The sequence below is a fragment of the Clostridium sp. AF22-10 genome, assembly GCF_003478725.1.
Lineage (GTDB): Bacteria > Bacillota > Clostridia > Lachnospirales > Lachnospiraceae > Otoolea > Otoolea fessa.
In genome coordinates, this window is record NZ_QUFZ01000016.1 from 23,620 (window position 1) to 37,521 (window position 13,902).

The 13,902-nt window shown below is 52.6% G+C and carries 12 protein-coding genes and 1 pseudogene; 4 read left to right on the plus strand and 9 right to left on the minus strand.

Going from position 1 to position 13,902, the window contains the following annotated elements; translation table 11 throughout:
- The first annotated feature begins 90 nt into the window (after positions 1–90).
- Both DWX91_RS11690 and DWX91_RS11695 read left to right on the plus strand, forming a co-directional pair.
- Positions 91–1,011: an ABC transporter permease gene (locus DWX91_RS11690; RefSeq protein WP_022358461.1), complete on the plus strand. Its 921-nt coding sequence runs from the start codon at positions 91–93 to the stop codon at positions 1,009–1,011.
- Positions 1,005–1,805 carry an ABC transporter ATP-binding protein gene (locus DWX91_RS11695; protein WP_118538951.1) on the plus strand — a complete coding sequence of 267 codons (801 nt, stop codon included), beginning with the start codon at positions 1,005–1,007 and terminating at the stop codon, positions 1,803–1,805. The genes DWX91_RS11690 and DWX91_RS11695 overlap by 7 nt, the downstream gene beginning before the upstream one ends.
- 92 nt (positions 1,806–1,897) lie before the next feature.
- Here the strand turns inward: DWX91_RS11695 and rsmA are convergent, their stop codons facing one another.
- The 3 genes from rsmA to metG form a co-directional block, all read right to left on the minus strand.
- Positions 1,898–2,755 (minus strand): 16S rRNA (adenine(1518)-N(6)/adenine(1519)-N(6))-dimethyltransferase RsmA, encoded by an 858-nt coding sequence (gene rsmA / locus DWX91_RS11700; protein ID WP_118522242.1) that lies wholly within the window; start codon positions 2,753–2,755, stop codon positions 1,898–1,900.
- A gap of 69 nt (positions 2,756–2,824) precedes the next feature.
- Positions 2,825–3,592, minus strand: a complete 768-nt coding sequence (locus DWX91_RS11705) for a TatD family hydrolase (RefSeq protein WP_118538953.1) — start codon at positions 3,590–3,592, stop codon at positions 2,825–2,827.
- Positions 3,593–3,671: 79 nt separating this feature from the next.
- Complete coding sequence (gene metG, locus DWX91_RS11710; RefSeq protein WP_118538955.1) at positions 3,672–5,663, minus strand: methionine--tRNA ligase; 1,992 nt, start codon at positions 5,661–5,663, stop codon at positions 3,672–3,674.
- A 222-nt stretch (positions 5,664–5,885) separates the two neighbouring features.
- On the opposite strand from metG, the gene DWX91_RS11715 reads away from it, so the two are divergent.
- Positions 5,886–7,730 carry a DUF885 domain-containing protein gene (locus DWX91_RS11715; protein WP_118524374.1) on the plus strand — a complete coding sequence of 615 codons (1,845 nt, stop codon included), beginning with the start codon at positions 5,886–5,888 and terminating at the stop codon, positions 7,728–7,730.
- A gap of 73 nt (positions 7,731–7,803) precedes the next feature.
- Here the strand turns inward: DWX91_RS11715 and DWX91_RS11720 are convergent, their stop codons facing one another.
- The 5 genes from DWX91_RS11720 to DWX91_RS11735 form a co-directional block, all read right to left on the minus strand.
- The gene (locus tag DWX91_RS11720; protein ID WP_022358467.1) at positions 7,804–8,337 is read right to left on the minus strand and encodes a GerMN domain-containing protein; all 534 of its coding nucleotides are present in this window, start codon (positions 8,335–8,337) and stop codon (positions 7,804–7,806) included.
- 105 nt (positions 8,338–8,442) lie between these two features.
- Complete coding sequence (locus DWX91_RS11725; protein ID WP_022358468.1) at positions 8,443–8,889, minus strand: MarR family winged helix-turn-helix transcriptional regulator; 447 nt, start codon at positions 8,887–8,889, stop codon at positions 8,443–8,445.
- A gap of 238 nt (positions 8,890–9,127) precedes the next feature.
- On the minus strand, positions 9,128–9,304 hold the full coding sequence (locus tag DWX91_RS18195) for a hypothetical protein (protein ID WP_412693900.1): 177 nt from the start codon (positions 9,302–9,304) through the stop codon (positions 9,128–9,130).
- Positions 9,301–9,663, minus strand: coding sequence for a hypothetical protein (locus DWX91_RS11730; RefSeq protein WP_412693901.1), 363 nt, complete (start codon positions 9,661–9,663; stop codon positions 9,301–9,303). The genes DWX91_RS18195 and DWX91_RS11730 overlap by 4 nt, the downstream gene beginning before the upstream one ends.
- 164 nt (positions 9,664–9,827) lie before the next feature.
- Positions 9,828–10,469 (minus strand): nucleoside recognition domain-containing protein, encoded by a 642-nt coding sequence (locus tag DWX91_RS11735; RefSeq protein WP_117796537.1) that lies wholly within the window; start codon positions 10,467–10,469, stop codon positions 9,828–9,830.
- Positions 10,470–10,749: 280 nt separating this feature from the next.
- On the opposite strand from DWX91_RS11735, the pseudogene DWX91_RS11740 reads away from it, so the two are divergent.
- Positions 10,750–12,623, plus strand: a pseudogene (locus DWX91_RS11740) (ABC-ATPase domain-containing protein).
- Positions 12,624–12,755: 132 nt separating this feature from the next.
- On the opposite strand, the gene DWX91_RS11745 reads toward DWX91_RS11740, so the two are convergent.
- Positions 12,756–13,862: an NAD(P)H-dependent flavin oxidoreductase gene (locus DWX91_RS11745; protein ID WP_118538957.1), complete on the minus strand. Its 1,107-nt coding sequence runs from the start codon at positions 13,860–13,862 to the stop codon at positions 12,756–12,758.
- Positions 13,863–13,902: the final 40 nt, after the last annotated feature.

Consider the following 13,902-nt stretch of genomic DNA (forward strand, 5'->3'; position numbering starts at 1 on the left):
GCCAGCCGCATCCCCCGCTTACCACGCGGCTGGCGCATCTGCCTCATGAACGCCCTGGGAGTACCGATCATTCTACGGAGGTAATTTCCCATGCTTCATATTTTACAAACCGCTCTGGAACTGGGATTTCTGTATGCGCTGGTGCCGATGGCGCTGTTCTTGAGTTTCCGCATACTGGACATCGCGGATATGACGACGGACGGCTGTTTCGTCCTCGGCACGGCGGTATCCGTCACAATGGCTGCGGCAGGGCATCCATTTCTCGCGGTTCCGGCTGCCATGCTTGCAGGCATCTGCGCCGGATTTGTCACCGCATTTCAGCAGACCCGTCTCGGCGTGCCGTCCATTCTCGCCGGTATCATCACCAATATGGGACTCTACACCATCAATCTGATGGTAATGGGCTGGAGTGCCAATGTGAGTCTTTTAAAGACAGAGACCATCTTTTCCCTGCTTCAGAAAACCGGTATCGGGGGTGACTGGTATGAAGCACTTCTGGCAATCTGCGTAACTGTGCTTGCGGGCGCACTGCTCGTCTATTTTCTCGGTACCCGTCTGGGACTCTCCATCCGGGCAACCGGCAACAACATTGACATGGTGCGCGCCTCCTCGATCAACCCGACATTTACCATTACAGTCGGCTTATGCATCGCCAATGCGCTGACCGCACTCTCCGGCGCAATGGTCGGTCAGTACCAGAATACCGCCGACATCAACGGCGGCACGGGTATCGTCGTGATCGGTCTTGCCTGCCTGATCATCGGTGAAACCGTCCTCGGACGCCGCGGCGTAGCAAGAGGTGTCATCGCCACCGTCATCGGTTCGATTATTTACCGTTTTATCTACGCTATCGTCCTGTATACAAAAATCATGCCTGTACAGGGGCTGAAACTGGTCACCGCTGTGATCGTAGCGCTGGCAATCGCATTTCCGACGATCCGGAAATGGGCGGCATTCCAGACACGTAAAAATGCAGCGGCACGCCGGAAGGGAGGACACGGAGCATGTTAAATATTCAGTCGATATCAAAAACCTTTAATCCGGAAACTGTCAACGCCAAACAGGCGCTCTCCGGGCTGTCCCTGCATCTGGATCACGGCGATTTCGTGACAATCATCGGTTCCAACGGCGCCGGAAAATCGACCCTGTTCAATGCGATTGCCGGCAGCTTCTACGTCGATGACGGCTTTATCGAGCTGGACGGCGAGGACATCACCTATATGCCGGAGCACAAGCGCAGCCTGATGGTCGGCCGCCTCTTCCAGGACCCGTTAAAGGGAACGGCGCCGGGCATGACGATCGAAGAAAATCTTGCCCTCGCCTATCTGCGGACCGCAAAGGGGAAATCGCCATTTTCCCGCATTTCCAAGAAAGATAAGGATGCGTTCCGCGAACGCCTCTCCCTCTTAAATATGGGGCTTGAAGACCGGATGACCCAGCCGGTCGGACTTCTCTCCGGCGGTCAGCGCCAGGCGCTCACCCTGCTCATGGCAACCCTCATCACGCCGAAGCTTCTGCTGCTCGATGAGCACACTGCCGCCCTCGATCCGGGAACAGCTGAAAAAGTACTGGAGCTGACGAAAAATATCGTTGCTGAGGAGAAAATCACCTGCCTGATGATCACCCACAATATGAACCAGGCTCTGGAGCTCGGAAACCGCACGCTCATGATGGCAAACGGAAATATCGTGCTCGACGTCGGCGGCGCAGAGCGCGCTTCCATGACTGTCGAGGATCTGATCGCCCGCTTCAAGACCGGCGCAGGCCACGCGCTGGATAATGACCGGATTTTATTGTCGGAATAATTTTAAAAAAGCAAAAAATTCAAAAAGTCCCATCCTTTCAGATTTGAATCTGCATAAGGATGGGACTTTTTTATATTTCTCTTATCCAATTTCTATTTCCCAAGCACATCCGAAAGCGCTGCAAACTGCGCCAGCGTCAGCGTCTCGCCGCGCACGGACGGGGAAAGTCCCAGCGACTCGATTGCGGCTGCGATCTCTTCCTTGCTAAAGGAGAGATCCTGCGCGTTGGAAAGCCCGTTCTGCAGGGTTTTCCGGCGCTGGTTGAAGGACGCGCGGATGAGACGGAACATTAAATCTTTATCCTTTACCTCTACCGGCGGCTTCGCATGGCGGGTCAGACGGATGACCGCTGAGCCGACATTCGGACGCGGAATGAAACAGTTCGGCGGCACATTTGCCACGATGTATGGCTCGGCATAATACTGAACTGCCAGCGACAGGGCGCCGTAATCCTTCGAGCCCGGACCAACCTGCATCCGGTCTGCGACCTCTTTCTGCACCATAACCGTAATATTGTCGATCGGCGCGCCGCTCTCAAACAGCCCCATGATGATCGGGGTCGTGATATAGTACGGCAGGTTCGCCACGACCTTAACCGGACGTCCGCCGCCTTTTTCTTCCGCCATTTTTTTTATGTCAATCTTTAAAATATCTTCATTGATAACAGTTACATTTTCGCAGTCCTGAAGCGTATCTTTTAAGATCGGAATCAGATTTGTGTCGATCTCCACGGCGATGACCTGTCCTGCCGCCTGTGAAAGGCGCTGTGTCATCGTACCGATGCCAGGACCGACTTCCAGGACGGTGTCCTCCTTGGTCATGCCCGCCGCTGAGATAATCTTGTCCAGCACGTGCGTATCAATCAGAAAATTCTGACCGAATTTTTTCTGGAAGGCAAAATTGTATTTCTGTATTACTTCGATTGTATTCTTCGGGTTTCCAAGATCCATTCCGAAAATCCTTTCCCGGAGTCCGGAGCCTGACCGAGACACCACCCAGCCAGATTCCTCCTCTCTTCTTTACATTAACCGGTACAGCCTCCGCGCATTCTCTTCAGTCGCACGGACGATCTCTTCCGGTGTACATTTCTTGATTTCTGCCAGCTTTTCCGCCACATATGGCAGGTTCAGTGAGGAGTTGCGTTTGCCGCGGTTGGGAACCGGAGCGAGGTAGGGGCAGTCGGTTTCGAGTACCAGACGGTCGAGCGGCGCCATCTCGGCTACTTCCAGAAGCTTTTTCGCGTTCTTGAAGGTCAGTACGCCGCCGATGCCTAAGTAAAAGCCCATCTTTAAATACTCTGCCGCCATCTCTTTTCCATAGGAGAAGCAATGAATCACACCGCCTATCTCCCCGGAGTGCTCCTCCTTCATGATATCGAGCGTATCCTTCGCCGCGTCGCGGCTGTGGATGATGACTGGAAGTTTTAATTCCCGCGCCAGATTTAACTGGCGGTGGAACCATTTCTTCTGGGTCCCATGATCCGGCTCTTCCCAGTAATAATCCAGACCAATCTCTCCGATTGCAACAATCTTATCCGACTGTGCCAATACACGGAGTTCGGCAAATTTTTCCTCGTCAAGCTCCGCCGTGCTGCTGGGATGAACACCGGCCGCGCCGTAGATAAAGGGATATCTCTTCGTCAGTTCAATGGTGGTCTTTGTGCTCTCCATATCGGCACCCACATTGACAACCGTTCCGATCCCGCCTGCTGCCAGACCGGAAAGCAGCGCCTCCCGGTCCTCATCAAATGCCTCATCATCATAATGGGCGTGTGTGTCAAATATCATATAACTTATATTTCTCCATTTCCATTCAAGAATGTCTCAATATTCTTGCTGCAAGATGGGAGTCATCTCACATCTGATATTAGCAGATTTCTGCACCCGCCGGCATATCCTTCTCGGTGGTCATCAGAGACAGCTTGCCTTCAGCGTCCTCCGCACAGAGAATCATGCCCTCAGACAGGATACCTGCCAGCTTCGCCGGTTTCAGATTTGTCACAACCATAACTCTCTTACCTACCATCTCCTCCGGAGAATAAGAATGTTTGATTCCGCTGACAATCTGACGTACCTGGCTTCCGACCTGAACCTGGGAGCAGAGAAGCTTCTTGGACTTCGGAACCGCCTCGCAGGAGAGGATCACGCCAACCTGGAACTGCAATTTTGCAAAATCATCGTAGGTAATTTCTGCCTTCGGCTCGATATCGATGCCCTCGGCTTTCTCGTTCTCTTTCTTCTCCGGCTCTGCCTTTGCAGCAGCTACCTTCTTCTGCTCTTCCTGGATAACTTTGACTTTCTTCATCACATCGTCGAGTTTCAGGCGGGCAAAGAGAACCTCCGGCTCCTCAGTTACCTTATTTCCGGACGGATAACGACCAAATGCATCCATCTGTGACAGCTCACGTTTTACGGTATTTAATTCTTTTAAGATCTTCTCGGAGGTCTCCGGCATGAAGGATTCAAGCAGGGACGCACCGATCGTGATAGACTCAACCAGGTTGTAGAGAACAGTCGCAAGACGATCCTGCTTGTCCTCTTCCTTTGCCAGAATCCACGGGGTTGTCTCGTCAATGTATTTGTTGCTGCGGCGGAAAATATTGAAGATCTCGGTGATCGCATCGGCAACACGCAGCTTATCCATCTTCTCATCGACCTTGCGGACTGCTTCCAGCACTACCTTCTTCAGATCCTCGTCCACCGGCTCCGTCACGCCCTTGTCGGCTACTACGCCGCCAAAGTACTGGTTCGTCATCGATACCGTTCTCTTTACGAGGTTGCCGAGGATATTTGCCAGATCCGAGTTCAGTCTCTCTACCATCAGCTCCCAGGTAATAACGCCGTCGTTCTCAAACGGCATCTCATGCAGAACGAAGTAGCGGACTGCATCCACGCCAAAGAAATCAACCAGTGTATCGGCGTAAATCACATTTCCCTTGGATTTACTCATCTTGCCGTCGCCCTGTAACAGCCACGGATGACCAAATACCTGCTTTGGAAGCGGCAGGTCGAGTGCCATCAAAAAGATCGGCCAGTAAATGGTATGGAAACGGATAATATCCTTACCAATCAGATGCAGGTCTGCCGGCCAGTATTTCTTGAACAGCTCGCCGCTCTCACCGTCGCAGTCATATCCAAGACCGGTGATATAGTTGGTCAGTGCATCCAGCCATACATATACAACGTGCTTCGGGTCGAAATCAACCGGAATCCCCCATTTAAAGGAAGTACGGGAAACACACAGATCCTGCAGGCCCGGAAGCAGGAAGTTGTTCATCATCTCATTTTTACGGGAAACCGGCTGGATGAACTCCGGGTGCTCATTGATATAATCGATGAGTCTCTGCGCATATTTGCTCATACGGAAGAAATACGCCTCTTCCTTCGCCGGCTGCACCGGGCGTCCGCAGTCCGGGCATTTTCCGTCTACGACCTGGGACTGGGTCCAGAAGGACTCGCACGGGGTACAATAAAGTCCCTCGTAGCAGCTCTTGTAAATATCGCCCTGATCATAGAGCTTCTTGAAAATCTTCTTTACCTGCGCTTCATGATCCTCGTCGGTGGTGCGGATAAATTTGTCGTAGGATGTATTCATCAGATCCCAGATCGTCTTGATCTCACCCGCCACGTTATCGACAAACTGCTTCGGCGTGATGCCAGCCTCAGCTGCCTTTAACTCGATCTTCTGACCATGCTCATCGGTGCCCGTCTGGAAACGCACATCGTAGCCCTGCGCTCTCTTGTAGCGCGCAATGCTGTCCGCCAGCACGATCTCATAGGTATTTCCGATATGCGGTTTGCCCGATGTATAGGCAATCGCAGTTGTTATATAGTAAGGTTTCTTACAGTTCTGACACATTTATCATGCCCTCCTTATTAAAATTGCGCTTTAAATTGTGTTCTTCACAAAAAAAGCCTCTAACCGCCCATGGTTTTCCATCTGCGATTAAAGGCAAGCCACCTTCTTTTCTCTGCCTTTTCTTCATATATAAATATATAGATTAAGTCTATCTGTTTTGCATCCCTTTGTCAAGTATGGTATACTTGCAGACATATATATTTGTTTTGGAGGTATTATATTATGCAGAAACGCTTTTCCTTCCCGCCCCTGCCGCGCACAGCGCTCGCGATCGCTGCAGCTGCTGCCCTGGCGCTCTCCGGATGCGCTGGTTCTTCCGGCTCAGGAACCCCCGCCGAATCCTACGCCGCTTCCGGGCAGACTGGTTCTCCTTCCAATGCATCGTCCGATGCTGCCAGCGAACAGGCGCGTTTTGATGCGTTTCTGGCACACCAGTTTCAAGAAAGCGTGCAGGACGATCCGCTCTCCCTTCATTTTCTTGTCCGGAATCCGGAAAATTACGGTATCACCGAACCGGAGATGAAATTTCCAGAATATTCCCTGGAACAGCTTCAAAAAGATTCCGAGGAAAACGCGGCCGTTCTTGAGGAACTTTCTTCCTTCGATACCTCTCTCTTGACCTCCGACCAGCTCTTCACCTACCGGATGATGAAGGACACACTGGAGACGGAAGCCGGCTCGAAGGGACTGGAACTCTACAATCAGCCGTTAAGCGCCCTGATCGGCACGCAGGCGGAACTTCCGACCTTATTAGCCGAATATACATTTTACAACCGTGCCGACATCGACCATTACCTGGCACTGCTTTCGCAGATCGACACATATTACAAGCAGCTTGCAGCGTATGAACAGGCGCAGGCAGACGCCGGTCTCGCACCGTCCGACGACACCATCGACCGGATTTTAAAATCCTGTAAAAGCTACCTCATCCGCCCGGAAAACAGCCTGCTGACGGAAACATTTGCCTCCCGCTTAAATGCGGTTGAGGGCTTAAGCAATGCAGAAAAGGCGTCCTACAAAGCAAAACATCTGACCATTTTAAAGGAACACTTTATCCCGGCATATACAAACCTCTCTAAAGCACTGGAATCGCTCAAGGGCTCCCATCCGGAGGCAGGAGGACTTAGCACCTACGAACACGGCAGGGAGTATTATGCCTATCTTGCGGCGGCGCTGACCGGCACAGATTCTTCGGTCGATGCGCTCAAAACGCGGATTGAGAAGCAGATGCAGGCAGATTTATCCGAAATCCGCGTCCGCTTAAAGGAACATCCGGAACTCGTCCGGCAGATGACCGACTCTGCCATCACACTCTCCGATCCGGATGAGATCCTTCAGAATTTACAGACGCAGATTCAGGATGATTTCCCGGCGCTTACAGATACCTCCTACGCGATCAAATACGTCCCGGAAGCGCTGGAATCTTCCCTGTCCCCGGCGTTTTTCCTCGTACCGCCGATCGATTCCGACGGTTCCAACACCATTTACATCAACGAAAAAGCAAGCACTGAGCAGAACCTCTACACCATGCTGGCGCACGAGGGCTATCCGGGGCATCTCTACCAGTCGGCTTATTTCAATGACCGGGAGCCGGTTCCGGTACGGCGGCTTCTTGCCTGCGGCGGCTACAACGAAGGCTGGGGACTCTACAGCGAACTGTACGCCTACTCCTTCGACAACGGACTGCCGGAAGCGGTCAAACCGCTGATGCGCTGCAGCGAAGCCAGCAGCTACGGGCTGTACGCGCTTCTCGACATCTGCATCCACTATGATGGCTGGGATCTCGCCACAACCACCAGTTATCTGGAAAATTCCTACGGATTTACGGATCCGGAATCCGCGCGCGAGATATACCTGGCAATCATTGATAATCCGGGCAATTACCTGAAATACTATACCGGCTATCTGGAAATCCTGACCATGCGCCAGGAAGCCGAGGAGGTACTTGGAAACAAATTCAACGCCAAGAGCTTCCACCAGTTCATCCTGAACATGGACGGCGCTTCCTTCCGGGTCATCAAACCGTATTTTCAAACATGGCTGATGACGGAGAAATTGCACGTATAAGAGAAAAAGAGCGGTATCTCCCTGTATGCATCCGCAGACTTCAGGGATCCCGCTCTTTTCGCATTTTCATGCTTTAGTTTACTTTCTTGTAATTCTTCTCAAAGCTCATCGGACCGTCGCCGATCTTCTCGCCTGCTACGCTCAACTCCAGCGTCTTTGCCTCGTAGTTCTGGATAAATGTATTGGCAATGGCCATGACAACCAGCTTGTCAGAGGACTCCTTTAAGGAGGAGAGATCCAGCGTCAGGGCGCCGTCCTTCTGCTCAAATTTATCCACGGTGATTCCCTCTTCAATGACGCCCACCTCTGCCATCTTATCAAGCAGTTCCTGTGCATCCAGCTCATCGCCGTCAATGCCATCCATATTCTGTTTTAAGCCGCTCTTATCAGATTTTACAGAATATACGCAAACGGTTACCGTCGGATCTGCATCCGTTACCACCATGCTTTCTTTCTCAGCCACGCCGTCTACAGTCTCCTGCTGCGCCGCACCTGCCGGGGCAGTTCCATGTTCGCTGGTTTCTCCTGTATTTCTTGCCGTCGGCGCACATGCGCCCAGAACAGCTGCCATCATAAGACCAGCTGCCATTACCATAAATTTCTTCATAATGTACCTCCTTGTATTCTCCTCGCAGCAGTTGCTTCACGGTTTTCGCAACCGTTTTTGTCTTTCACACCTGTTTCCATCCAGTGCAGACTACATCCATTCTTTTTACCGCTGCCCATCCTTACTCCTAAACCACTGATTCAGCTTCATCAGCGCCTTTACCAACGTCTGCATCTCATCTTCCGACAGATCGCTTGTCAGGCTCTCGATCATCTCCCGGTGGAACCGGGCGTGATGCCCATACGCTTTTCTGCCCCGCTCTGAAAGAGAAATATATACAACCCGCCGATCCTCGAGTCCCCGGCTTCGTTCCACATAGCCTTTTTTGACCAGGCTGTTCATGGCAATCGTGAGCGTTCCCACCGTAACGGACAGTTCTCTGGCAATCGATGACATATTTTTCGGTTCACCAATCCCGATCGCTTCGATCACATGCATATCGTTATTCGTGATGTCTTTAAACTCCGGCGTAATGATTACCTTCTGTTCTATGTCCATCACATCGCGGAACAGCGTCACCAGAAGCTCATTCAGCGTCTCATAATTTCCCACAGTTTTCCCTCTCATCCTTGGTTTCAGCGCGCAAAACGGCAATTTACCCTACCGATTATACAATATTCTGTGCGGCAAGACAACTAGCAAATTTCTTACATCTTCTCTTATACCATAGCACTTGTTACTGTTCACGCACACGTGCCCAGTAACGGAATTTGCCGTGGCTTCGCATTTAAATACGGCAAATTCCTGCTGCCACCACGTTTTCTTACGGCACTTTCGGTTCCAAAAGTGCCTACCCGTGAACAGTTACCATAGCACTACATAAGATACTCGCCACAAGCCCCGCGAACGTTGCAATCAGCGCCCCCGCAAGCGTCCATCGCGTCTTTGAGATCCGCACGGTCAGATAGTAGACACTCATCGTATAAAAAACCGTCTCCGTGCAGCTCTCAAGAACCGACACCATCATGCCGAGCCGCGAATCGGTCCATACGTTTTAAAAATATCTAAGAGCAGCCCCGTCGCCGCCGAACTGGACACCAGGCGCACCAGAAGCAGCGGAACCACCTGTGCCGGTATATGAAGAAATGCCGCCGGTCCCGCCAGCACCCCGGAGAGGAAATCGAGAAAACCGGAGGTCCGAAGCACGCCGACCGCCGCCATCAGTCCCACCAGCGTCGGCAGGATTCCAGCCACCGTTCTAAGCCCCGCAAGCGCCCCTTCGATAAAATCATCAAAAACCGGGCGTTTCTGAAGCACCGCAAACCCAACGATATAAAACAAAACAACCGGAACCAGGTATTCAGAGAGGTAATTGATGCAGCGCATTCGACGGCTCCCGTGTCTATACTTGTTTTATATGTATGGTTTGAATCCGCGTTCTATGATAACGGATCTGTTTCCAGAGCCCCTTATTTTAACAAGGGCATTATAGGGGATAAATTTGTTTTTTGTGTGAAATTTTTCCCCTACATGACGCCAAATTGCGTTTTCTATTTCCAGCCATCCTTTTTTATTGATTTATATTGCTTTCTCCTGCACATCACGCGGCACACCGCCACTCCTGCCAGAGTGCTGACACAAGTCGCCAGGAACGCCGGACCGGCCACTGCCAGCGGGTGCGCCGATCCGTACTGGCTCCGGTAGGCAATCATATTGATAGGAATGAGCTGCAGCGATGAAATATTTACGACCAGAAACGTACACATTTCATCGCTCGCCGTTCCCTGTGTGACCGCCGCCGGATCCCCCGCCGCTCTCCGTTCCTCCTCCAGTTCTTCCAGCTCCTTCATCGCCGTAAGCCCCGCCGGGGTCGCCGCCCAGCCAAGCCCCAGCATATTGGCAATCATATTGGCGGCCATCGAAGAAAGCGCCGGATGCCCCGCCGGAATGCGTGGAAAGAGGAAATGAAGCACCGGCCGCATCCCCGCCGACAACTGCTCAATTAGCCCCGCCCGCCGTCCGATCTCCAAAATTCCCGTCCAGAACGCCATCACACCCAGCATCGTGATTCCCAGCGAGACTGCATCCCCCGCCGCTGCAAGCATTCCCTCCGTCACCGCCCCCAGCGTCCCATGCACCGCCGCCCAGCCAAGCCCCGTAAGCATCATAAACGCCCAGAGTGCATTTAACATGCATCTACCTCCCTGCTGTCATATGGTACGCTCAGAACATTTTATACTCAGACAAGTATAAAAAGACGCCAAACATACACCATCATAAATAGATACAATTATATCGTTTCTTTTCGTCCATTCCGCTTGCATTTCAGAATTTGGATCTTTAAAATAAGAACTATCATCTCCTTCACATGACAGACATTCTTTGAAAAAGGCCATTTTATATGGATTCTCCTGCCAAAAACCGTGAAGACATTGAAATATGATTTAATATTATGAAAACGAGGTATTCAAAATGAAACAATCCGCAGATTTAAAGCGTCTCCTCACCTCCATCGATCACAAAAGCTATCCGGCTTACAAGGACGTGCGCGGCGCTTATGATTTTAATACGTATATTTTATCCATCGACCATGTACAGGGTGACCCGTTTGCGTCCCCTTCCAAGGTCAGTATCCAGGTCCGCCACGCGAAAGCCGGATTTCCGGCAGAGCTCTTTGATACGCCGTGGAAAAAAACAGCGCTTGAAGATTACCTGCTCCGCTGTTTTTCCCGTGAAATCGGTCGTCTTTCTTTCAAGGCAAAAGGTTCTGGAAAAAGTGGTCTGATCGCCACCAGCCGCCCCGGTCAGGAGATCCTCTCCCGGACCGCCTGCGAGATCGGGAGAAATGAGATTACAGCCCGTTTTGAGGTTGGTTTCCCGGCATTCGGGCGCACCATCAACTCCGGTGAACTGATCCGGATTTTCTTTGATTTTCTTCCAGGCTGTGTCGAAAACGTCTTTTTCTACCGCCGCCAGAACACCGCTGAAATCAAAAAACGCATTACGCTGGCAGACGATCAGCATTTTATCCGCAATGAGCTGAAACGCTTAGACCTCATCTCCTTCGTCGCAGACGGCTCAATCCTGCCGCGTGAAACCGGCGTCTCCGACCGTCCGATGAAGGGCAGTGTGGCGTTCCATTCCCCGGATTCTTTAAGAATCACTCTGAATCTTCCGGGACACGGTCCGATCTCCGGCATGGCAATCCACCGCGGCATCACCCTGATCGTGGGCGGCGGCTACCACGGCAAATCCACACTGCTAAAAGCGCTGGAATCCGGCGTCTACAACCATATTCCAGGGGATGGACGTGAATATGTCATCACCGATGAAACCGCAGTCAAGCTGCGCGCCGAGGATGGACGCAGCATCAACCACGTTGATATTTCCCTCTTTATCCGGGATCTGCCGAACAAAAAAGACACCACCTGCTTTTCCACCGCCGATGCCAGCGGCAGTACCTCCCAGGCGGCAGCGTGATCGAAAGCATTGAAGCAGGAACCCGCGCTTTCCTGATCGACGAGGACACCTCCGCTACCAACTTCATGCTGCGGGACGACCTGATGCAGCGCATCGTCAGCCGCGATAAAGAGCCGATCACCCCGTTCATCGAACGCGCCCGCGATCTCTACAAGCAGGCAGGCATCTCCACCGTCCTCGTAGCTGGAAGCTCCGGCGCCTACTTCTTCATCGCAGACACTATTATCCAGATGGATGCATACCGCCCGTTTGATATCACGGAGATGGTAAAAAATGCCTGCGAACAGGAGGCTTCCAAACCCGCCATCCAGGCACCTGGGTTCAAGCTCCCGACGGCTGGACGGAAGCTGGCGGCTGACGGAACAGGACGGGCTGTGGGCGCGATGGCGCTGAATTTTGGCGACAGCCGCGCAGAAGCAGGCGGTGAATCTCAGGAAGAGGGCGAAAACAGCGGTCGTTCCGGACGGTTTGGCAATCGCGGCGGCAGCGCCTCCGATGCAGGACGCTTTGAACGCGGTCGCGGAGGACGCCGCGAAGCTGACCGAAATTCCGACCGGAACACGCGTATCAAAGTCCGTGTCCACGACAAACACTCTTTCCAGGTTGCCAAAGAGCCGGTCGATCTGCGCTTCGTCGAACAGCTTGCCGACAGCGAGCAGACCGCCGCACTCGCCCAGATGGTGCGCTACTGCCTGGAAAAAGGCCTTCTGGAGCGCTGCACCGTACAGGAAACGGTTGCCACACTCTTAAAAGCCTATGAAGCAGACGGGCTCTCTGTGTTCAGCGATGCTTCATATGCCGCCATGGGACTGGCAATGCCGCGCGTGCAGGAAATTTATGCTTGTTTGAATCGTTTTAGGGGATGATTGGATACACAAAAGAGGGCTGCATTTTGCAAGCCCTCTCTTTATATTTTTGCATTTTATATCAAACTATTTGCAAGTTTCATCTTGGCTTATCCCTGAACTCTGCCAAAATCTATGGTGCCAAAATCTATCCTACCCTTCGCACAGCGCCCGCATCACGCCCTCAACCGTCTCTATCTTCTCTGCTCTCCACGCGTTTCCGCCGCAGAAAATCAGAGCATGATCTTCATCACCGCGGGCGGCATTGACGAGTGCCTGCGTGATGCAGTATGGGATCTTCGCCGGATCACAGTGTTCCAGACACTGGTAACAGTGTGTCACTGCCTGTCTTCCTTTTTCCAGTTCTTTTAAGAACGCATTCTTGATCGCGCGTCCCGGCATGCCGACCGGACTTTTGACAATCACGATGTCCTCTTCCTTCGCATCCAGATATGCCTGCTTATATGCCATCGGTGCATCGCATTCCTCGGTTGTCACAAAACGGGTTGCCACCTGCACGCCGTCCGCGCCAAGCTCCATCTGGTGCATCACATCCGCATGGTCGTAGATGCCGCCAGCCATCACAACCGGAATCGATTTTCCATATTTCTGCGCGTATTTTTTAACCAGCGCGATAATTCCCCGCACTTCCTCGTCATATTCCGCCTGATGGAATGTCTCGGCTGCGTGCGGCGTGTCTACCTCCAGCTCGGTCAGCTTCTCACGGTCAAATCCCAGATGTCCGCCCGCCAGAGGTCCCTCAACGACCACCAGATCCGGTGCGGTCTGGTACTTGCGGTCCCACATCCGACAGATGACCGTCGCCGCCTTAACGGAGGAAACGATCGGCGCAATCTTCGTCGCCGTCCCTTTCACATACTCCGGCAGGGAAACAGGAAGTCCTGCGCCCGATATGATCAGGTCAGCGCCCGCCTTGACCGCCGTTTTAACGTACTCCGCATAGTTTTTCGTTGCCACCATGATATTAAAGCCCACGATGCCGCCCTTCGCGATCGCGCGCGCCTTCTGTAACTCTGAACCGATCGCGCGCAGGTTTGCCTCCTGCGGATGTTCGGCAAAATCCGGCTCCCGGAAACCGATCTGGGCAGTGGAAATAATGCCGATGCCGCCAGCCCCCGCCACGGCTCCTGCCAGCGAGGACAGGCTGATGCCAACCCCCATACCGCCCTGGATGATCGGAAGCTTCGCCGTCAGATCACCAATTTTCAGCGGTTTTAACTGTGATAAAATTGTACTCATACGATCTCCTATATTCACAAAGGGGACCGCCGCGCGGCAA